This window comes from Massilia sp. LMS1-1-1.1 (genome assembly GCF_040815535.1).
GTDB classification, from domain to species: Bacteria; Pseudomonadota; Gammaproteobacteria; order Burkholderiales; family Burkholderiaceae_D; genus Janthinobacterium; species Janthinobacterium aestuarii.
Genome location: NZ_JBFPNG010000034.1, coordinates 90,329 through 111,272, shown reverse-complemented (window position 1 = coordinate 111,272; position 20,944 = coordinate 90,329). Strand labels below are relative to the sequence as shown.

The 20,944-nt window shown below is 65.6% G+C and carries 17 protein-coding genes and 1 tRNA gene; 10 read left to right on the top strand and 8 right to left on the bottom strand.

Features of this window, described 5'->3' with window-relative positions:
• Window positions 1-27 precede the first annotated feature (27 nt).
• The 3 genes from pepN to MRBLMS1_RS19275 all read left to right on the top strand — a co-directional run bounded on the left by pepN (window position 28) and on the right by MRBLMS1_RS19275 (window position 3,985).
• Complete coding sequence (gene pepN, locus MRBLMS1_RS19285) at window positions 28-2,682, top strand: aminopeptidase N (protein WP_485881185.1); 2,655 nt, start codon at window positions 28-30, stop codon at window positions 2,680-2,682.
• Window positions 2,683-2,790: 108 nt separating this feature from the next.
• Complete coding sequence (locus tag MRBLMS1_RS19280) at window positions 2,791-3,792, top strand: class 1 fructose-bisphosphatase (RefSeq protein WP_034747152.1); 1,002 nt, start codon at window positions 2,791-2,793, stop codon at window positions 3,790-3,792.
• Between the two features lie 117 nt (window positions 3,793-3,909).
• Window positions 3,910-3,985 (top strand) — tRNA-Thr (locus MRBLMS1_RS19275).
• A gap of 69 nt (window positions 3,986-4,054) precedes the next feature.
• Here MRBLMS1_RS19275 and MRBLMS1_RS19270 read toward each other — a convergent pair.
• The 4 genes from MRBLMS1_RS19270 to MRBLMS1_RS19255 all read right to left on the bottom strand — a co-directional run bounded on the left by MRBLMS1_RS19270 (window position 4,055) and on the right by MRBLMS1_RS19255 (window position 8,436).
• Window positions 4,055-4,474: a cupin domain-containing protein gene (locus MRBLMS1_RS19270; protein WP_319990814.1), complete on the bottom strand. Its 420-nt coding sequence runs from the start codon at window positions 4,472-4,474 to the stop codon at window positions 4,055-4,057.
• A gap of 77 nt (window positions 4,475-4,551) precedes the next feature.
• Window positions 4,552-5,379 (bottom strand): AraC family transcriptional regulator, encoded by an 828-nt coding sequence (locus MRBLMS1_RS19265; RefSeq protein ID WP_485881182.1) that lies wholly within the window; start codon window positions 5,377-5,379, stop codon window positions 4,552-4,554.
• An 83-nt stretch (window positions 5,380-5,462) separates the two neighbouring features.
• A complete protein-coding gene (locus MRBLMS1_RS19260; RefSeq protein WP_485881180.1) occupies window positions 5,463-6,554 on the bottom strand; it encodes a porin in 1,092 nt (363 codons plus the stop codon).
• A 7-nt stretch (window positions 6,555-6,561) separates the two neighbouring features.
• On the bottom strand, window positions 6,562-8,436 hold the full coding sequence (locus tag MRBLMS1_RS19255) for an amidohydrolase (RefSeq protein WP_485881178.1): 1,875 nt from the start codon (window positions 8,434-8,436) through the stop codon (window positions 6,562-6,564).
• Between the two features lie 243 nt (window positions 8,437-8,679).
• Here MRBLMS1_RS19255 and MRBLMS1_RS19250 point away from each other — a divergent pair, with 243 nt between their 5' ends.
• Both MRBLMS1_RS19250 and MRBLMS1_RS19245 read left to right on the top strand, forming a co-directional pair.
• Window positions 8,680-9,378, top strand: a complete 699-nt coding sequence (locus MRBLMS1_RS19250; protein ID WP_485881176.1) for a YoaK family protein — start codon at window positions 8,680-8,682, stop codon at window positions 9,376-9,378.
• A 6-nt stretch (window positions 9,379-9,384) separates the two neighbouring features.
• Window positions 9,385-12,465, top strand: coding sequence for a sensor histidine kinase (locus tag MRBLMS1_RS19245; protein ID WP_485881174.1), 3,081 nt, complete (start codon window positions 9,385-9,387; stop codon window positions 12,463-12,465).
• Here MRBLMS1_RS19245 and MRBLMS1_RS19240 read toward each other — a convergent pair.
• Window positions 12,439-13,071, bottom strand: coding sequence for a response regulator (locus tag MRBLMS1_RS19240; RefSeq protein WP_485881172.1), 633 nt, complete (start codon window positions 13,069-13,071; stop codon window positions 12,439-12,441). The genes MRBLMS1_RS19245 and MRBLMS1_RS19240 overlap by 27 nt on opposite strands.
• 209 nt (window positions 13,072-13,280) lie before the next feature.
• Between MRBLMS1_RS19240 and MRBLMS1_RS19235 the strand changes: the two genes are divergently transcribed.
• Window positions 13,281-13,967, top strand: coding sequence for a hydrolase (locus MRBLMS1_RS19235; RefSeq protein ID WP_072455759.1), 687 nt, complete (start codon window positions 13,281-13,283; stop codon window positions 13,965-13,967).
• 73 nt (window positions 13,968-14,040) lie between these two features.
• On the top strand, window positions 14,041-14,319 hold the full coding sequence (locus MRBLMS1_RS19230; protein ID WP_139091116.1) for a XapX domain-containing protein: 279 nt from the start codon (window positions 14,041-14,043) through the stop codon (window positions 14,317-14,319).
• Between the two features lie 44 nt (window positions 14,320-14,363).
• Here MRBLMS1_RS19230 and MRBLMS1_RS19225 read toward each other — a convergent pair whose 3' ends face one another.
• The 3 genes from MRBLMS1_RS19225 to MRBLMS1_RS19215 all read right to left on the bottom strand — a co-directional run bounded on the left by MRBLMS1_RS19225 (window position 14,364) and on the right by MRBLMS1_RS19215 (window position 16,919).
• The gene (locus tag MRBLMS1_RS19225; RefSeq protein ID WP_456150888.1) at window positions 14,364-15,005 is read right to left on the bottom strand and encodes a response regulator; all 642 of its coding nucleotides are present in this window, start codon (window positions 15,003-15,005) and stop codon (window positions 14,364-14,366) included.
• A 14-nt stretch (window positions 15,006-15,019) separates the two neighbouring features.
• Window positions 15,020-15,763 carry a sensor histidine kinase gene (locus MRBLMS1_RS19220; protein WP_485881169.1) on the bottom strand — a complete coding sequence of 248 codons (744 nt, stop codon included), beginning with the start codon at window positions 15,761-15,763 and terminating at the stop codon, window positions 15,020-15,022.
• A gap of 163 nt (window positions 15,764-15,926) precedes the next feature.
• A complete protein-coding gene (locus tag MRBLMS1_RS19215) occupies window positions 15,927-16,919 on the bottom strand; it encodes an alpha/beta fold hydrolase (RefSeq protein WP_485881167.1) in 993 nt (330 codons plus the stop codon).
• Between the two features lie 187 nt (window positions 16,920-17,106).
• On the opposite strand from MRBLMS1_RS19215, the gene MRBLMS1_RS19210 reads away from it, so the two are divergent.
• From MRBLMS1_RS19210 to MRBLMS1_RS19200, 3 genes are all read left to right on the top strand, one after another.
• Window positions 17,107-17,520 (top strand): DoxX family protein, encoded by a 414-nt coding sequence (locus MRBLMS1_RS19210; protein WP_485881165.1) that lies wholly within the window; start codon window positions 17,107-17,109, stop codon window positions 17,518-17,520.
• 333 nt (window positions 17,521-17,853) lie between these two features.
• Window positions 17,854-18,207, top strand: a complete 354-nt coding sequence (locus MRBLMS1_RS19205; protein WP_034747191.1) for an ElaB/YgaM/YqjD family protein — start codon at window positions 17,854-17,856, stop codon at window positions 18,205-18,207.
• A 241-nt stretch (window positions 18,208-18,448) separates the two neighbouring features.
• Entirely contained in the window at window positions 18,449-20,860 is a 2,412-nt protein-coding gene (locus MRBLMS1_RS19200) for a catalase (RefSeq protein ID WP_485881162.1), read from the top strand.
• Window positions 20,861-20,944 lie beyond the last annotated feature (84 nt).

Below are 20,944 nucleotides of genomic sequence, written 5' to 3'. Positions count from 1 at the left end.
TTTGCCTCCGCTCCCACCCAAATCCCTATGCGCACAGACAGCCCTCAGACGATTTACCGCAAAGATTACACGCCGCCCAGCTTCCTGGTCGACAGCGTCGAACTTGGTTTCGATCTTGATCCCGCCCGCACAGTGGTGGCGAGCCGGATCCGCATGCGCCACAACCCGGCCAGTACCAGCCGCAGCATCGAATTGCACGGCGAACATATCGAACTGGTGATGGTACGCCTGAATGGCAAAGCGCTGAAGCCGTCGCAGTACAAGCTGACGGCCGGCATGCTGACCATCCCGAAGGCGCCGGACGACGTCGAACTCGATATCGAAACCATATTGGCGCCGCAGGACAACACGTCCTTGTCCGGCCTGTATGTATCGAACCATAACTTCTTCACGCAGTGCGAAGCGGAAGGCTTCCGCCGCATCACCTTCTTCCCGGACCGTCCCGACGTGATGGCCAAATACACGGTCATGCTGCGCGCCGACAAGGAACAATATCCGGTGCTGCTATCGAATGGCAACCTGATCGAAGAGGGCGACCTCGGCGACGGCCGCCATTACGCCAAGTGGGAAGATCCGTTCAAGAAGCCGTCCTACCTGTTCGCGCTCGTCGCCGCGCGCCTGGTGTGCCAGGAAGAGCGCTACACCTTGAAATCGGGCCGCGAAGTGCTGCTGCAAGTGTGGGTGGAAGACGGCAACCTTGATAAGACCGACTACGCCATGCAGTCGCTGAAAAACTCGATCCGCTGGGACGAGGAACGCTTTGGCCTGGAGCTGGACCTGGACCGCTTCATGATCGTTGCCGTGGGCGACTTCAACATGGGCGCCATGGAAAACAAGGGTTTGAATATCTTCAACACCAAGTACGTGCTGGCCAATTCGCGCGTGGCGACCGACGTCGATTACGCGGGCATCGAAGCGGTGGTGGGCCATGAATACTTCCACAACTGGACCGGCAACCGCGTGACGTGCCGCGACTGGTTCCAGCTGTCGCTGAAGGAAGGCTTGACGGTATTCCGCGACCAGGAGTTCTCGGCCGACATGATCGGCACGGACACGGGCCGCGCCGTCACGCGCATCGACCAGGTGCGCACCCTGCGCCAGGCGCAGTTCCCCGAAGATGCGGGCCCGATGGCCCACCCCGTGCGTCCCGATTCCTTCGTCGAGATCAACAACTTTTACACAGTCACCATCTACGAAAAAGGCGCCGAAGTGGTGCGCATGTACCAGACCCTCGTGGGCCGCGACGGTTTCCGCAAGGGCATGGACTTGTATTTTGAACGCCACGATGGCCAGGCCGTGCAGTGCGACGATTTCCGTGCCGCCATGGCCGACGCGAATGGCCGCGATTTCACGCAATTCGAGCGCTGGTACAGCCAGGCCGGTACGCCCATCGTCACCGCTTCCACGCGCTACGATGCTGCCAGCCGGACGTTCGAGCTGACCCTGGCGCAAAGCTGCCCCGCCACGCCGGGCCAGGCGAAGAAACTGCCGTTCCACATTCCCGTCACCGTCGGCTTGCTGGGCGCGGATGGCCGCGACCTGCCGCTGCACGTCGATGGGGTGGCAGCCAATGGCGCCACCAGCGTCGTGCTGGAATTGACGCAGGCGTCGCAGACTTTCCGCTTCACGAACGTGGCGGAAGAACCTGTGCCATCGCTGCTGCGCGATTTTTCCGCGCCCGTGGTGCTCGAATACGGCTATACCGACGCGGAACTGCTGCACCTGTTCCGCCACGACAGCGACCCGGTCAACCGCTGGGAAGCGGGCCAGCGCCTGGCCATGGAGCGGCTGCTGAAACTGACGGGCGCCGTCGCCGCCGGCGAGACCATGGCGCTGGACGACACCTTCATTGAAGCGCAGCGCGCCTTGCTGGCCGACGACACGCTCGATCCTGCCTTCCGCGAGCTGGCCCTGATCCTGCCGTCGGAAACCATCATCGCCGAGCGCATGGCGCAAGTCGACCCGCAAGCGATCCACGCGGCGCGCCAGTTCATGCGCCGCACGATTGCTGCGGCCCTGAAACCCGAATTGCTGGCGCAGTACCACGCCAACCAGACGCCGGGGGAGTACAGCCCCGACGCCCTGTCGGCCGGCAAGCGCGCGCTGAAAAACCTGGCCCTGTCGTATCTGCTGATCGCGCCTGAAGCGGCAGAGCTGGACCTGGCGCGGCTGCAGTTCGACAATGCCGGCAACATGACGGACCGCGCGGCGGCGCTGGCGGCGCTGATTCATTCCGGCTCGCAGCCGCACGCGCAGGCGGCCCTGGCCAGTTTCTATGCCGACTTCGAGAACGAAGCGCTGGTGGTCGACAAGTGGTTCGCCATGCAGGCGGCCGCGCCAACGACCGATGTGCAAGCCGTGCGCCAGTTGATGACGCATCCGGCCTTCACCTTGAAAAATCCGAACCGCGCGCGCAGCCTGATCTTCAATTTCACCAATGGCAATCCTTCGCAGTTCCATGCGCAGGACGGCAGCGGCTACGCCTTCTGGGCCGAGCAAGTGATCGCCCTCGACGCCCTGAACCCGCAAGTAGCCGCGCGCCTGGCACGCTCGATGGACCGCTGGCGCCGTTACGTGCCGGCGCTGCAAAGCCCCATGCGCGACGCGCTGGAAAAAGTCGCCGGCCAGGCCAGTTTGTCGAATGACGTGATGGAAGTCGTTTCCAAGGCATTGGCAAACTAGGCGCAGATTATTTACACCCCCAGGCAGAGACTGGGGTCGGACCCTCAGGGTCCGACCCCGGCCTTTCTTTTTGGGGCAATGGTTAATCATTAAAACAAAAGGGAATTCATGAAACGCATCAGTCTTACGCAATATCTGGTTGAAGAGCAGCGCTCGAACAACAGCATTCCGGCCGAACTGCGCCTGCTGATCGAAGTCGTCGCGCGCGCCTGCAAGACCATCAGCCACGCCGTCGGCAAGGGTGCGCTGGGTGAAGTGCTGGGCACGGCCGACACGGAAAACGTGCAGGGCGAAGTACAGAAAAAACTCGACATCATCTCCAACGAGATCCTGCTCGAAGCGAATGAATGGGGCGGCCACCTGGCGGCCATGGCGTCGGAAGAAATGGAATCGATCCACCCGATCCCGAACCGCTATCCGAAGGGCGAATACATGCTGCTGTTCGACCCACTCGATGGCTCCTCGAACATCGACGTCAACGTCTCGATCGGCACCATCTTCTCCGTGCTGAAGGCGCCGGACGGCATGGGGCAGCCGACCGAGCAGGACTTCATGCAGGCAGGCAGCAAGCAAGTGGCGGCCGGCTACGCCGTGTACGGCCCGCAAACCATGCTGGTGCTGACCTTCGGCAATGGCGTGAACTGCTTCACCCTGGACCGCGAAATGGGTTCGTGGGTGCTCACGCAAAGCAATATGCAGATTCCGCCGACGACGAAGGAATTCGCCATCAACATGTCGAACGCGCGCCACTGGCATCCGCCCGTGAAACGCTATGTCGATGAGCTGCTGGCCGGCGACACTGGCCCGCGCGGCACCAATTTCAATATGCGCTGGATCGCCTCGATGGTGGCCGACGTGCACCGCATCCTGAACCGCGGCGGCATCTTCATGTACCCGGCCGACCTGCGCGACACCTCGATGCCGGGCAAGCTGCGCCTGATGTACGAAGCGAACCCGATGGCCTTCATCGTCGAGCAAGCCGGCGGCGCGGCCACCGACGGCCAGCAGCGCATCATGGACATCGCCCCGCACAAGCTGCACCAGCGCGTGCCCGTCTTCCTCGGCTCGAAAGACGAAGTGGCCCGCGTCACGGCCTACCACGCTGAGTAAAAAAACCGCACTTTTCCACGATTTTCAGCGGCCCGCAGCCGGGCCGCTAAAAAAATGCAAAAAAGTTCGCGTTGACACTAGCAAATTTTGTGCATTGTTTGTAGAATGTGGGTCTTCGCCGTTGTAGCTCAGTTGGTAGAGCAGCACATTCGTAATGTGAAGGTCGCCAGTTCGATTCCGGCCAACGGCACCAAGTTTCATCAGAAAACCCGCTCACTTGCAAAAGTCAGCGGGTTTTTTGTTTTTTGTCATCGTTCCGGCTTCAGATCCACTGATCGTTTTGCACCGTGCGCTCGCCCGCGCCGCCGTCGCCCGTATTGACCACGCCACGCGGTTCGATCAGCAGCAGCCTCGTTTCGGCAAGGGCGCACGGCTTGTGTTCGACACCCTTGGGCACCACGGCCAGCTGGCCGGCAGTCAGCACGATGGCGTGTCCTTCCGCATAGCCAGGGCCGCGCACGGCGATGCGCAATTCGCCGTCCAGCACGATGAAGGTTTCATCCGTGTCGGCGTGCCGGTGCCACTGGAATTCGCCCAGTACCTTGACGACCTTGAATTGGTAGTCGTTCATTTCGGCGATGACGCGCGGTTGCCAGTGCCCGTCGATCAGGTCGATCTTGCCTGCCAGGTCGATGGACTGGCCCTGGCCGCGCGTGGTGGTGGTAATGGTAGTGTCTGGCATGCTGTGCTCCGTTCAAGTGGCGATGCAGCCAGAATACGCAGGTGCTTGCCGGCCGTATTGAACGATCGTGGGTGTTTTCAGCGTGTGCTGGCGCCGCCAGCGTAACGCAGCCAGCGGCCGGGCGTGATTCCATGGGTTTTCAGGAAATGCCGCGTCATGTGGCTCTGGTCGGCAAAGCCCGCCGCCATGGCGGCCGAGGCGAGCGTGGCGCCACCCAAGAGCAGGCGCCGCACCATCTCCAGGCGCCGCATCGTCAGATAGCGGTATGGGCTGGTGCCATAAAACACGCGAAAGTCGTGCGACAGGCTCCAGCGGTCGCGTCCCGTTGCCGCTTCCAGTTCCGCCAGGGTGACGGCGCGCGTGCAGTGCGCCTGCAAGTAGTCGCGCGCGCGCCGCGCCGCCAGGAAGTCGCCTTTTGGACGCTGCGCCGGCGTGCCGGCCGCCGCCGCCAGCGCATGCGCCAGTTCGGCCAGCGCCTCGCTCTGTTCCAGCGCTTCGAGCGGGTGGCCGTCGTGCGGCAGCAAGGTTGAAGTGGCCGCCGCCAGGCGGGGATCGGTCGACACGCCGCCTTCGATGAAGGGCAAGGCGCGGCCGCCCAGCACGTCCTGGAACAGCGCCGGTTCGATATACAGCATGCGGTAACGGAAGCCGGCGTCGGTACCCGCCTGGCCATCGTGCGCCTCGTCGGGATGCAGGATCATGGTATTGCCGGGCAGGCTGTCGCGCTGGCCGCGGCGGTAGCTGAAACGCTGCACGCCGGCCAGCGTGCGGCCGATGGCGTAGGTGTCGTGGCGGTGCATGGCATAGGCCTTGCCCTGGAACCACGCTTCGATGCGTTCGATTCCCTGTACCGGTTCGGCGCACTTGACCCAGTCGCCAAGCGCCGGCGCTGATGCTCGCTTCATGGTGTCTGTTCGCAGATGCCTGCCCTGGTTGCGGAACGAAGACTGTACGCGCCGCGCGCGGGGCTGTCCACGAAAACCGTGCCTCAGAAGTTGTGTTTGATCCCCAGTGCCACGCCCGACATGGTCGCGCCTGCCGTACCTGTTTCGCGTCCGACGCTGTTGATGGCAAAGCCGGCGATGCCGTTATGGCCGTTGGCCAGGCGCGTGTAGTAGGCATACACGCTGCTGCGTTTCGACAGTTGGTAGTCGTAGCCGATGGTGGCGTGGGTGGCACCCGTGCCGGCTCCCGCGCGCACGGTACCGATGGTTTCCAGCGAATTGCCGGTGGCGCTTTGCGCGTGGGCCAGGCCGAAACGCAAGCCGTGGCGGCCGAACTGGCGCGTGGCGGAGACATACACCGTGCGCCGGTGCAGGTCTCCCGTCGCCGTGGCATAGCGCAGGCTTTCCGCGGCCACCGCCAGCTGCGTGGCGCTGTCGATCCGCCAGGCCAGGGCCAGCTTGCTGCCACGGTCGCTCAAACCCCGTCCCTGGTAATCGTGGTGCTCTTCATGCGCCAGGCTGGCGTACAGGGCGCCACTGTCGTAGAGCAGGGAGGCCGACGTCAGTGCCGGATGCGCACCGCTGGCCGGCCGTTCTTCCGCCATGCCGCGCGCCACGCGCAGCGACCAGCCCTGCCACTGCGGCGTCCAGTAATGCACGCTGTTCTGCTGGCGCCGGTCGAACGAATATGCGTTGCTGGTATTGTTTTCGGTGGCGCCCGCGCCATTGCCCATCAAACTCATGTAGCCGGCCGTGGTGGGATAGAACGGGTCGAGCGCGGAAGTGGCGCTGTTGTAGGGCAGGGTCCAGTTGCCGGCAAACAGCGTGCCCCACGGCCCGGCAATGCCGACACGCGTGTCGCGCGCGGCGAGGGAGCCCGCGCCCGTGTCGGGCGATAGCGTACCTTCGACCTGGAACAGCGCCTGCCAGCCGCCGCCCAGGTCTTCGCTGCCGCGAACACCGAGTACCGAGCGGTTGTTGGACAGGCGCTGCACGCTAGCGCCGCCGCCGGACGCATGCAGCGCTTCGAGCGCCACGTTCAGGCGGCCGTACAGCTGCACATTTTCCTGTGCCTTGGCGGGCAGGGCTGCCGCCAGTGCCAGGGCACCGGCGGCGCATGAAAACACGCGCGCCATACGCACCTCAGAACGCAAAGCAGCTGCACCCCAGCGCGCCCCAGAAGCCGGAGTGGCTGGACACGGGTACGGAACTCTTGCGCGCCACGTCGTGGGCGTGGGCATGCACGCCGCAGGCGCCCTGGCACTGGTGCTGCTGCATGACGCTGGTTTTTTGCGGCGGCGCGGAGCGGTAGTGGCCGGCCACGTTTTTCACGGGCGACCAATCGGGCAGCACGGGAATCGCAGGCGGCGCCAGCTTGGTAAATTCCGCCTGGCCGTAGACGATCTTGCCGCCGACGATGGTGAGCACCGATTCGATGGACTTGATCGCCTCTTCATCGATGCTGAAGAAGTCCGCGCTCAGCACGGCCAGGTCGGCCAGCATGCCTTCCTGGATGCGGCCCTTCTTGCCTTGCTCACTCGAAAACCAGGCGCTGCCTGCCGTCCACAGTTCCAGCGCCGTGTCGCGAGACAAACGGCTGCCCGCGTCGTACAGGCGCAAGCCGCCCACGGTGCGGCCCGACACCAGCCAGTACAGCGCCGTCCACGGGTTATAGCTGGCGACCCGGGTGGCGTCCGTGCCACCGCCCACGGGCACGCCCGAGGCAAGCATGCGGGCGATGGGCGGCGTGGCCTTGGCCGCTTCCGCGCCGTAGCGGTCGACAAAGTATTCGCCCTGGAAGGCCATGCGGTGCTGGATGGCGATGCCGCCGCCCAGCGCCTTGACCCGGTCGATGTTTTTCGGCGTGATGGTTTCGCAGTGGTCGAACATCCAGTGCAGGCCGTCGAACGGGATATCGCGGTTGACCTTTTCAAAGACCGTCAGCATGCGGGCTATCGATTCGTCGTAGGTGGCGTGCAGGCGGAAAGGCCAGCGTTTCGACACCAGGTGGCGCACGACCTTTTCCAGTTCGTCGTCCATGCCGGGCGCCAGGTCCGGGCGCGGCTCGAGGAAATCCTCGAAGTCGGCGGCGGAAAACACGAGCATTTCGCCGGCGCCGTTATGACGGTAAAAGTCAGTGCCGTCGCCAGGCTTGATCATGCCCGTCCACTTCTGGAAGTCCTGCAGTTCCGCGCCCTTGTTTTGCGTGAACAGGTTGTAGGCGATGCGTATCGTCAGTTGCTCTTTTTGCGCCAGTTCCTCGACCGCCGCGTAGTCTTCCGGATAATTCTGGAAGCCGCCGCCCGCGTCGATGGCGCTGGTCAAGCCCAGGCGATTGAGTTCGCGCATGAACTGGCGCGTGGAATTGACTTGCAATTCGCGCGGCAGGGTTGGACCCTTGGCCAGGGTCGCATATAAAATCATGGCGTTCGGACGCGCGATCAGCATGCCCGTGGGATTGCCGGCCGCGTCGCGCACGATTTCGCCGCCGGGCGGGTTCGGCGTATTTTTATCGTAGCCGACCACGCGCAGGGCGGCGCGGTTGAGCAGGGCGCGGTCGTACAGGTGCAGGATGAAAACGGGCGTGTCGGGTGCGGCCGCGTTGATCTCGTCCAGGGTCGGCATGCGCTTTTCCGCGAACTGGAATTCGTTCCAGCCGCCCACCACGCGCACCCATTGCGGGTTTGGCGTGCGCAAGGCTTGCTCTTTCAGCATGCGCAGGGCGTCGGCCAGCGACGGCACGCCTTCCCAGCGCAATTCCAGGTTGTAGTTCAAGCCGCCGCGGATCAGGTGCAGGTGCGAGTCGTTCAGGCCTGGAATCACCGTGCGGCCACCGAGGTCGATCACACGGCTGTCGGGCGTGCGGTGGCGCATGACGTCATCCGCATCGCCCACGGCGAGAAATTTGCCGTCGGCGATGGCCACCGCGCTCGCTTGCGGGCAGCTTTTGTCGACGGTATGGAAACAGCCGTTGAGCAGTATCAAGGGCGCGGCGGCGGGGAGGGTGTGTTCTGGCATGGTGCAGCTCCATGGTTGCGGTGCGGGGAGGGCCGGCGTGCGCGGCGCGAAAGTCACGTCGGCCAGTGTAGCTGGCGTCCCGCGTTTGAACACGGGTCAAAAGATCAGGTGAAGCGTGGCGCACTGGCCGAATGGCGGGGGCGCAGGCCGGCCGCATGGCTTACCATGCAGGCAGTGGCGCCGGGGCGCTTCCCTGGCGCGTTTTCGTTTTTTAGTGCATTGCACGGTATCGGGAGTCATTCGATGGATCAGCCACCACACAGCCGCTTGTTCGGCACCAGCCTGGGATTTTTAGCCGGGTATGTCGATACCCTGGGTTTTATTGCCCTGTTTGGCCTGTTTACGGCCCATGTCACGGGCAACTTCGTGCTGATCGGCGCCGCCCTGGCGGACGCATCGCGCATGTCCATCCTGCTGAAGTTTCTCGCTTTTCCCGCGTTTATCGCCGGCGTCGCGATCACGCGCCTGATGGTGCTGGCCGTCGAGCGCCGCGCCGGCCCGTCGCTGACCCTGGCGATGCTGCTGCAGTGGGCCTTGCTGGCCGGCTTCATGGTGTTTGGCATCCTGGCCGAACCGATAGGCAAGGACGTCAGTTCCATGGCCATGGCGGCGGGTTTGCTGGGTACGGCCGCCATGGGCGTGCACAGCGCCACCAGCCGGCTGCTGCTGGCGCACCTGGCGCCCACCTCCATGATGACGGGGAACGTGACGCAGATCGTCATCGACACCGTCGACGTGCTGCGCGGCGCTGCCGATGCCGCCACCCATGCGCGCTGCGGCAAGTTCTTCTGGCCGCTGGCAGCCTTCGCCCTGGGCGCCATCGCGGCCGCCTTTGCCTACCTGGCTTTCGGCTTCGTGGCGCTGGCCGTACCCTTGCTGCTGCTCGCCGGCCTGATCATCGTGCAGCACCGCAGCGGCCGTGCGGCCGTGCCTGCCGCCTGATCCGCCGTGCGCCTGTCCGTCCTGGCCGCGCTGTGCTGGCTGCCTTTGCTGCTGTTGTTCAGCCCGCCCGGGCTGGCCATCGACGCGGCGCGCGGCATCCACCAGCTGCAGCACACCAGCTGGACGTCCAGGGATGGCGCACCGGACGATATCAGCGTCATCGCCCAAGGGGGCGACGGCTTCCTGTGGCTGGGCACCCATGCGGGCCTGGTGCGCTTTGACGGCCTGCGTTTCGAGCCCGTGCGTGCGCGCCAGGGCGCGTTTCCCGATACGGTGACCCTGGCCCTCAAGCGCGCGGCTGACGGCGGCATGTGGGTGGGCTGGCAAGTGGGCGGCATCAGCCATGTCAAGGATGGCGTGGTGCGCAATTACGGCGAGGCGCAGGGCGTGCGGCCCGGTTCCGTCTGGGGTTTTGCCATCGACGCCACGGGCGCCGTGTGGGCCGCCGGCGTGGCCGGGGTGTCGCGCTTCGACGGCCGGCGCTGGCAGGCGATGGGGCCGGCGCAGGGCTACACGGCGCAAAAGGCCTCGGCCGTGTTCGCGGACCGCGGCGGCAGGCTGGGCGTGTTCAGCGAACAGGGCCTGTTTCTCTGGCAGCCGGGCCAGGCGCGCTTTGCGCCGCCCGTGGGGCGCCTGGACCTGCGCGCGCCGCCGCAGCAGGGACCGGACGGCCGCCTGTATCTGCTGGAGCTGCGCGGCATCCGCATCATCGACTCGCTCGAACGCTACGACCAGCTCGATCATCGCTGGATCTACCGCGATACGAGCGGCACCAGCGGCAGCATGCTGGTCGACCGCCAGGGCACCCTGTGGTTCGACAGCCAGTTCGGCCTGCACCGCACGCGCAGCGCCGGCGCGCTGGAGCCGCAACAGCTGGGCATCAGCAGCGACACGGAATCGTTCCTGCCGCGCGACGGCTTGAGCAATGTGCTGATCGGTTCCCTGTGCGACGACAATGAAGGCAATGTCTGGGTTGCCACGTATGCTGGCCTGGACCGCTTTCGCCAGGCCGCGCCCGTGATCCTCAGCGCGCGCGCGGGACCCGAGGCGCCCGAAACCTTCCGCGCGCAGCAGCTGTCGCCCGGCACGGGAGGGCGCATGTGGCTGTCGCGCGAAGGCGATGCGCCGCTGATGCTGGCGGCGCCCGACGGCAAGGTCTTGCGCGCCCCTGCACTGGGGCCCGTCACGGCCATCATGGCGGCGCCGGGCGGCATTCGCGTCGGCACCCGCGCCGGCCTGCTGCGGCTCGATGGCGACGATGGCCGCGTGCTCGAGACGATTGCCTATCCGCCGGAAGCGGCCGCCTTGAAACGGGTGCGCATGGCCGTGAACGCGCCCGACGGCAGCCTGTGGGCGATTTTCAGCGGCGCCGGCGTGTTCCAGTACGCCGACGGCGCATGGCGGCGCGAACCGGCCTTGCCCGAGGGCGGGCGCAAGGTGCCGCTGGCGCTGCTGGCCGATGCGGCCGGCCGCCTGTGGCTGTCCTATCCGGACGGCAGCGTGGCGGTGCTGGACGGCGGGCAGCTGGCCAGCTATGGTCCCGAACAGGGCCTGGACCTGGGCAAGGTACCCGCGCTGCTGGAGACGGGCGGCCAGCTGCTGGCGGGCGGCCAGCATGGCCTGGCGCTGTGGCGCGATGGGCGCTTCGTGCCGCTGCGTGCCGCGGCGCCCGGCGTTTTCGATGGCGTGGTTGGCATGCTGCGCGCGCGTGACGGCAGCCTGTGGCTCAATACGGGCAATGGCGCCGTGCGCGTGGCCGCGGCCGAGATGGCGCAGGCCTTGCGCGACCCGTCGCATCCCATGCAGGCGCAGTTGTACGATGGCGCCGATGGCTTGAACGGCAAAATGAGTTTGCTGCATAACGACTCGATTGCCGAAGCGGACGATGGCAAAATCTGGTTTTCGCGCCAGAGCGCGACCTTCTGGATCGACCCGCGCCAGCCGGCGCCGCCACTGCCGGCGCCGCAGGCCGAGATCGGCGCATTGATGGTCGATGGCGAGAACGTCGCCGCCGCCGATTATGAGCGCCTGCCGGCCGGCACGCGCGACGTGCAGTTCGCCTACAACGCCAGCAGTCTGGGCGCGCCGTCGCGCCTGCGTTTTCGCTACCGGCTGGAAGGCTATGACAGGGACTGGCAGCATGCGGACGAGCGGCGCCAGGCGCAATACACGGGCCTGGGGCCGGGTGCCTACCGCTTCCAGGTGATGGCCATCAATGGCGACGGCGTGGCCAGCGCGGTGGCGCAATTGCCATTTCGCGTGCTGCCCGCTTTCTACCAGACCTGGTGGTTCCGCAGCCTGTGCGCGGCGGCGCTGCTGGCGGCCGCGTATGGCGTTTGCCGCTGGCGGCTGGGCCAGCACGCCGCGCGCCTGCAGGCGCGGATGGAGGCGCAGCAGGCCGAGCGCGAACGCATCGCACGCGAATTGCACGATACCCTGCTGCAGGGCACGCAGGCGATGATTCTGCACTTTCACAATGCCAGCATGGCCATCGCCGAGGATGATCCCGCGCGCGCCGCCATGCTGCGCGCGCTCGACGACGCCGACCGCATGCTGGGCGAGGGGCGCGACCACGTGCACGACCTGCGCGCCGGCGACGATGCCGGCGCGCGCTGGAGCGCCATCCTGCAGCGCGAAGGCGAACGGCTGGCGGCGCAGCACGGCATCGTCTTCCGCTATGCGGAGGAAGGCGAGCCGCGCATGCTGCATGCGCGCGCCGCGCACGAAATCTACCGCATCGCCAGCGAAGCGCTGCGCAATGCCTTCCAGCATGCGCGCGCGCAGGTGGTCGAGGTGGCGGTGCACTATGCGTGCGGCGGCATCGAACTGCTCGTGCGCGACGATGGCCAGGGTTTGCCGCCCGTGGTGGCGGCCAATGGGCAGATTCCCGGACACTGGGGCATGCCCGGCATGCGCGAGCGCGCCGCCAGGCTCGGCGCGCGCCTGTCCGTGGGCGGGCGCGACGGAGGCGGCACGCAGTGGCACCTGCGGGTGCCGGCGCGCCGCGCCTGGCCGGTGGCGCACGGCCCGCTGCGCCGCTGGTGGCAGCGCTGGCGCCGCTCAGGCGTCGAGGATGCCGCGCCGTAGCGCGATGGTGACGGCGTGGGTGCGGTCCCTGGCGCCCAGCTTGGCCAGGATGGTGCTCATGTGCGCCTTGACGGTTTCTTCCTTGATCTGCAGCAGGGCGCCCGTTTCGCGGTTGGAATTGCCTTGCGCGACCTGCTTGAGCACGTCCAGTTCGCGGTTCGACAGCACGTCGCTGCAGGCATACAGCGCCAGCTCCGCCTCGATCTCGGGCGTGATGTGGCGCCGCCCCGCGTGCACGTTCTGTATCGCCGCCAGCAATTCGTGGCGCAGCGCGCTTTTCAGCACATAGCCGCAGGCGCCTGCGCGGATGGCGCGCAGCACTTGCGTGTCGCCCTTGTAGGTGGTCAGCACGATGATGCGCGCCTGCGGATGGCGCACGCGGATGGCGCCGATCGCGTCGAGGCCGCTCATGACCGGCATCTGCAAATCCATCAGCGTGACATCGGGCAGCAGCGCGTCAAATTGCTGTGCCGCCTGCTGGCCATCGGTCGCCTGGCCCACCAGTACCACGCCGGGAAAGGCGCGCAGCAGGGCCGCGATACCGTCGAGCAGCAACTGGTGGTCGTCGGCGATGAGGACGCGTATCGGTGCCGTATCGCTGCGCATGGTGTTGTCTGGCAAAGAGGAGTTATCGATCAAGAGTCGTCGGAGCATGGTGAGCAAAAGGTATTTTACCGCAGCGCCCGCCCTCCTGCAGGTGGTATTTCCCAGAGGCAATCAACATGCCAGCCTATATTTAGATAGTGGTGCGGGCGCGGCGCCAGGCATACGATGCACGGCAGTACCCACTCAACCCTCTCTTCATGGATGACATCATGACCAATCCGAAACTGGAAGTCCTTACCCCCGACAATTGCCAGATCATCTTCATCGACCAGCAGCCGCAAATGGCGTTCGGCGTGCAGTCGATGGACCGCCAGGCGCTGAAAAACAATACCGTGGGCCTGGCCAAGGCCGCCAAGGTGTTCAACATCCCCACCATCATCACCACGGTGGAAACGGAAAGCTTCTCCGGCCACACCTACCCGGAACTGCTCGACGTCTTCCCCGGCAAGGATATCCTCGAGCGCAGCTCGATGAATTCGTGGGATGACCAGAAGGTGCGCGATGCGCTGGCCGCCAACGGCAAGAAGAAAGTCGTCGTGTCGGGCCTGTGGACGGAAGTGTGCAACAACAGCTTCGCCCTGTGCGCGATGCTCGAAGGCGACTACGAAATCTACATGGTGGCCGATGCCTCGGGCGGCACCTCGAAGGAAGCGCACGACTACGCCATGCAGCGCATGATCCAGGCCGGCGTGGTGCCGGTGACGTGGCAGCAGGTGCTGCTGGAATGGCAGCGCGACTGGGCGCACAAGGCAACCTATGACGCCGTCATGGCCATCGTGCGCGAACACTCGGGCGCCTACGGCATGGGCGTCGACTACGCCTACACGATGGTGCACAAGGCGCCGCAGCGCATCCATGGCGACCATACTACCCTGGCACCGGTGCCGGCCAAGTAATCGCCGCGTGGCTATGCCATGCGCCGCGCGCCCGACCGCGCGCGGCGTTTTTTTTCATCGAAAGGAATGCGCCATGAAGTTATATGTGATTTCGCTGGCCGTGGGCTTGCTCGTTGGCATCATCTACGCCGTCTTGCAAGTGCGCTCGCCGGCGCCGCCCGCGATAGCCCTGATCGGCCTGCTGGGCATGCTGATCGGCGAACAGATCGTCCCCAGTGTCAAGCGCCTGATGGCGGGCGAAGCCGTGACGGTATCGTGGCTGCGCAGCGAATGCGTGCCGAAGATCAGCGGCGTGGAAGCCAAGCCAACGCTGGCCAAGGCCGCGGCAAAGTCGGATGATGATGCAGCGTAAATGCTGGGGTCAGACCCGGCGGGCCTGACCCCGGTTCCCGGCAGCTAGAACGCGCCCAGCAAGCCGCGCCGGGCGGCCACCGTGGCCGCCTCGGTGCGGCTTGATACGTTGAGCTTGGTCAAAATATTATTCACGTGAAATTTCACGGTGCCCACCTCGATGCCGGCGCTGCGCGCGATCATCTTGTTGCTCTTGCCTGCGGACAGGTGCAGCAGGATGTCGTGCTCGCGTTTCGACAGGCGGTTCGCGTCGATGCGGCTGGCCTGCTGCGCCGCCAATTCCGGCGGCAGATAGTGCCTGCCGGCTGCCACCTGGCGGATGCACTGCGTCAGTTGCAGGAAGCCGGAATCCTTCAGCAGATAGCCGCGCGCGCCGGCGCGCAAGGCCCGGTGCACGCTGTCCTCGCCCTGGTAGGTGGTGAGGATGATGATCTTCGCTTGCGCGTCGTCCGCGCAGATGCGCTCGATCGCCTCGACGCCATGCATCTCCGGCATGTTCAAATCCATCAGCACCACGTCGGGCCGCAGCTGCCGGTACAGCTCCACGGCGGCGAGGCCCGTGCCGGCCTGGCCCAGCAGGCGCAAACCGGGCAGCGAGGCGATCAGCGAGGCCAGGCCGGCCAGGATCAGCGGGTGGTCGTCGGCGATCAAGAGGGTAATCGGCGGATCGGCCGGGGGCGTGGTCATGTCCATGGTTGTCCTCATAACGCCGGCAGGGTGAAGTGGAAGACGCTGCCGTGGGGCGCGCCGGGCGCATGCCACAGGCGCCCGCCATGCGCGTCGACGATGCGGCGGCAGATGGCCAGGCCCATGCCCATGCCGTCCGGCTTGCTGGAATACAGGGCGTCGTACAGGCGGCCGGCTGCCTGCGGCGCGATACCGGCGCCATTGTCGGCGATGCTGAAATGCTGCACGCCCCCATCGAGGCGCGAGGACAGCAGCACCGTGCACGGCCTGCCGCTGGTGCCCTGCAGGGCTTCGATGGCGTTCATCAGCAGGTTCAGGACGACTTGCCGGAATTGCACCGGGTCGGCGTGCAGCAGCGGGCGGCCCGGTGCCAGCTGCGTTTCCAGGTGGATGGCGTGGCGCTGCAGTGGCGCGCGCAGCAGCGGCAACAGGTCCTGCACGGCGTCGTCGGCCACAAAATGATCGTGGCTGCCCGGTGCCTTGCAGGCCAGGCCATGCACGCTGCGCAGCACGGCGCTGGCATGGCTGCCGGCGCTGGCGACCAGGGCCAGCGCCGCGCGCGCCTCGTCGAGGCGGGGCGGATCGTGATCGAGCCAGCGCAAGGCGGCATCGGCATTGAGCGCGATGGCCGCCAGCGGCTGGCGCACCTCGTGCGCGACCGATGCGGCAAATTCACCCATGCCGTCCATGCCGCCCATGTGCTGCGCGTGCGCCAGGCCGGCGTCTTGCTTCTGAGGGAAATAATGCATGCTGGCCATCGCCGTGCTCCTGTCGCTGTCGCGGCGTATGCCGCATTGCAACAAGTATGCACGCGCCGTCAGGCAAGGCAGTTATACGAATGGGGGAGGCGGGCGGTTTTTTTATGCGGCGGAGGCGATAAACACCGCCGGGCGGGCCGGCGGTGCGGGGAGCGAAGAACGATCAGGACTTGATAAAGGCCAGCAAGTCTTCGTTCAGGCGGTCCTTGTGGGTCGCCGGCAAGCCGTGCGGCGCACCTTCATAGATGACCAGCTTGGCGTTCTTGATGAGCTTGGCCGCAGCCTTGCCGGAAGCGTCGATCGGCACGATCTGGTCGTCGCCGCCGTGCACGACCAGGGTCGGCACGGAGATTTTCTTCAGGTCGGCCGTGAAGTCCGTCTCGGAAAATTGCTTGATGCAATCGTAGGCGTTCTTGATGCCGCACTGCATGCCCTGCAGCCAGAAGGTGTCGCGCATGCCTTGCGACACTTTGTTGCCGGGACGGTTGGCGCCGAAGAAGGGCACGGTCAGGTCCTTGAAGAATTGCGAACGGTCGGCCAGCACGCCGGCGCGGATGCCGTCAAACACCGACATCGGCAAGCCGCCCGGATTCGTGTCCGACTTGACCATCTGCGGCGGCACGGCGCCCACCAGCACGGCCTTGGCCACGCGTTTTTCGCCATGGCGGCCGATATAGCGCGCCACTTCGCCGCCGCCCGTCGAATGGCCGACCAGGGTCGCGCCCTTGATGTCGAGCGCGTCGAGCAGGGTGGCCAGGTCGTCGGCGTAGGTATCCATGTCATTGCCCTGCCATGGCTGGCTCGACAGGCCGTGGCCGCGGCGGTCATGCGCGATCACGCGGTAGCCGTGGCTGGCCAGGAACATCATCTGGTCTTCCCAGGCGTCGCCCTGCAATGGCCAGCCGTGGCTGAAGACGACGGGCGTGCCCGTGCCCCAGTCCTTGAAGTGGATGACGGTGCCGTCCTTGACGGTGACGCTGTTGACGGTGAGCTTGCCCGGCGCGGTGGCAGCGGCAGCGGCAGCGGCAGCGGCAGGCTTGGCGGCGGCGCTGGCGCCACCGGCGGCCAGCAGGCCCGCTCCGGCGGCGACACCGGCGACGCTGACGAGCAGCTTGCGGCGTGAAGTGACTTCTTCGGCTTCGATTTTCTTCGACATGATGCATTTCCTTCGGGGATGGGGGAGGGAGGCCGGTTATGGCCTGGACCAGTGATGGCATCGGCCAGTCTAGGCCTTCGCGCGCGCCGGCGCCTCTGCCAAAAGACCAGTCGCGCCCAGGTGTCCGCCTGCCTATGATGGCTGGCAGCGGCGCGCCGCGCCGACTGGCTTTCCCACTGGAGCGATCATGAAGAAAAACTGGATGGCGGCGCTGGCCGGCCCCTTTTTACCCGATGCGGGTATGCTGTTTGCGCGCCTGACGGGTGCGCTGCTGGTGCTGCACGTGCACGGTCTGCCCAAGCTGCTGCATTTTTCCGATGAACTGGCGCATATCGACGATCCTCTGCACCTGGGCCGCGCCGTCACCCTGTACTGCGCCCTGTTCGCGGAAATCGTCTGCCCGCTGCTGGTCGCCGCCGGCTTGCTGACGCGCCTGGCCTGTCTGCCATTGCTGTTCCTGCTGGGTGTGTCCATGCTGCTCGTGCACCCGGGCTGGAGCATCGCCGACGGCCAGTTCGGCTGGCTGCTGATCATCGTCTTTGGCACCATTGCCATCAGCGGCGCGGGACGCTATTCGCTCGATGCGCGGTTGCGGGCGTAAGCGGTGATGTCAACGATGTGTCGGCTTACGATCCGCTAACCCGGCCTACGCCTAAATAACACCATTTCACCCCGATCCCCGTCCGCCCCACCAGGCCGGCGGGGATTGTTATTTCCAACAGGCATTTAAGTCTGTGCCTCAAGGTGTGGCAGCGCACGGTGGCGCGGGGCGGACGCAGTTAAGGTAGTGCCAACAGCTTGCTGCTGATCCACTGTTTGATATGGCTCAGCCCGGCAGCGTTTAGCCGCTTCTTTTTCCCCGAAGCGAGGAGAATCATGATTCGGTCACGGCATCGAGCATGGTTGAAATTATTCACTGTTAAAGGAAACCATCATGAACGCGATTGAAAAAACCAGCTCCGATATGAATGGCACCGCCCAGGATACCCGCCAGGATTTGCACCGCACCATCGACAAGGTGGCAAGCCAGGCCCAGCCCCTGGCCGACAAGGTGGCCACGCGCGCCCATGACAGCGTGGACCAGGTGGGTGAACGCCTCGGCCAGGTCAGCGACAGCGTCAACAAGGCTTCCGAACGCCTGATGGCGCGCGGCAAGCAATTGGGCGCCGCCTGCCAGCGCGCCGGCGAAACTGGTCGCGGTTATGTGCGCGAACGCCCGGCCGTGTCCCTGCTGATCGCGGCAGCGGCTGGTTATGGCCTGTCGAAACTGCTGGGTTCGCGTAAATAAGTTCTGCGCCTTCCTGGAAGGTACTGTCGTGGGCGCTGTTCCCTCCGCCGTCATGGCGGGGCGGGCCGGCGCCCACGCGCACAAGGTAGTAGCAAGCAGTAAAGGAGAGTGATGATGCGCTCCATTTTGTTGTGGTTGATCGGCATACCTATTCCCATCATTATTTTGATTGCCCTGTTCGTGCGCTGAATGAGGGAGTTGTAGCGTTACTTCCCGGGGCAAACTACTCACAGGAGATGTAATGGCTACCAACAAGAAAACGCCGTCCACGGACGGTGCGGGTTCCGTATTGAGCAGCATGTCCGGCCCATCCGACAGCAATGCGCCGCACAGCCTGGGCGCGGACAATGACGTGACCCGCGCGCTGCTGCAAAAGACGGCCGCCGGCCAGCAGTTGTCCGCCGCCATGGCCGTCAATCCCAAGGAAGATGGCCAGTATGGCGACGCGGCGCGCACGCCGGTCGAAGGCGTGCATGTGGCAACGGGCGAGCCGCTGGCCACGGCCAGCACCACGGGCGAAACGACAGCGTCTCCCAAGACGGGCGACGGTCACCCGGCACTTGGCGAAAATGCGCGCAATGCCTCGCTCGACGGCGCCCGTGCCGACGACAGCGGCTGCGTGCTGACGACGAACCAGGGCGTGCCCGTGGGCGACAACCAGAATTCCTTGAAGGCGGGCTTGCGCGGCCCCACCCTGATGGAAGATTTCATCCTGCGTGAAAAGCTCACGCATTTCGACCATGAACGCATCCCCGAGCGTGTCGTGCATGCGCGCGGTTCGGCCGCCCATGGCTATTTCGAATGCTACAAGGAGCAAAGCAAGCTGACGCGCGCCGCGCCGTTCGCCAAGGCGGGCAAGCGCACGCCCGTCTTCGTGCGCTTTTCCACGGTGGCCGGCGAACGCGGTTCGACCGATACGGCGCGCGACGTGCGCGGCTTCGCCGTGAAGTTTTATACGGACGAGGGCAACTGGGACCTGGTCGGTAATAACATCCCCGTCTTCTTCATCCAGGATGCGATGAAATTCCCCGACGTGGTCCATGCCGTCAAGCCCGAGCCGCACCACGGCATGCCGCAGGCGGCCAGCGCGCACGACACCTTCTGGGATTTTGCGTCGCTGTCGCCGGAAATCACACACATGCTGATGTGGGTCATGTCGGACCGCGCCATCCCGCGCAGCTATCGGATGATGCAGGGCTTCGGCGTGCATACCTTCCGCCTCGTGAATGCCAAGGGCCAGTCCGTGTTCTGCAAATTCCACTGGTCGCCGATGGCCGGCACGCATTCGCTCGTGTGGGACGAAGCCGTCAAGATCAGCGGCGCCGATTCCGACTTCCACCGGCGCGACCTGTGGGAAGCCATCGAGTGTGGCGAGTATCCCGAATACGAGCTGTCCTTCCAGGTCTTCACGGAAGCGCAGGCGGAAGCGTTCCCCTTTGACGTGCTCGATCCGACCAAGCTGATTCCCGAAGAAGTCGTCCCTCTCATCCCCGTCGGTAAAATGGTCCTGAACCGCAATCCCGACAATTTTTTTGCCGAGACGGAGCAGGTGGCGTTCTGCACGGCGCACATCGTGCCCGGCATCGATTTCAGTAACGACCCGCTGCTGCAGGGGCGCATCCATTCCTATGTCGATACCCAGCTGACGCGCCTGGGCGGCCCGAATTTCCACGAGATTCCCATCAATGCGCCGCTGGCGTCCGTGCACAACAACCAGCGCGACGGCATGCACCGCCAGGCCATCAACCGGGGCCGGGTCGCGTACGAGCCGAACTCGCTGGCGGGCGGCTGTCCGTTCCAGGCGGGCGCCAAGGGTTTCAACAGTTTTCCCGCGTCCGCAGAAGGCGACAAGGTGCGCGGCAAGCCCGAGAAATTCGCCGAGCATTATGGCCAGGCGCGCCTGTTCTGGATCAGCCAGACGCCTGTCGAACAAGAGCACATTGTGCATGCGTTCCGCTTTGAGCTGAGCAAGGTGCAGACGGTGGCCATCCGCCAGCGCATCGTCGCCATGCTGCGCAATGTCGACGAGACCCTGGCGCAGCGCCTGGCCGATGGCCTGGGCCTGGCGCTGCCGCCCGTGATGCCGCGCGCTTCCCTGGATCCGCTGCCCGCGTATCCGCCATCGCCAGCCCTGTCGCTCTTTTTCCGCCCTGGCAAGACGGGCATCCATACCCGGCGCGTGGCCATCCTCGTGGGGCCGGGCAGCGATGGCGCGCAGGTGCGCAGCATCTATGCCGCGCTGCTGGCCGACGGCGCCGCGCCGCGCCTGGTGGGCAGCCACCTGGGTAAAGTCGACACGAGCGGCGGGGCGCCGCTGGCCGTGGAAATCTCGCTCGAAGCGGGGCCGGGGGTGCTGTTCGACGCCGTCGTGGTGCCGGACGGCCAGGGCGCCGTGCAGCAGCTGGGCAGCGACGCCAATGCGCTCGACTTCCTGCGCCTGCAATACCGCCACTGCAAGCCGATGCTGGCCATCGGCGCGGGCAAGGACCTGCTGGACAAGGCGGGCGTGCCGGTGACCCTGCCCGACGGCAAGCCCGATCCCGCCATCATCGTCGCGCCATCCGGCGACGTAGTGAAAGCCGTGGCTGCGTTCAAGAAAGCGCTGGCCGCGCACCGGGCGTTTGCGCGCGAGACGGACCCGCCGCGGGTGTGATACCCGCTTGAACGGAGGACAGGGCGGGCCTGGCTTGCCCTGTCATGCGGCGCCTGGATGGCGGCAAAGCAGGGATGGGGAAAC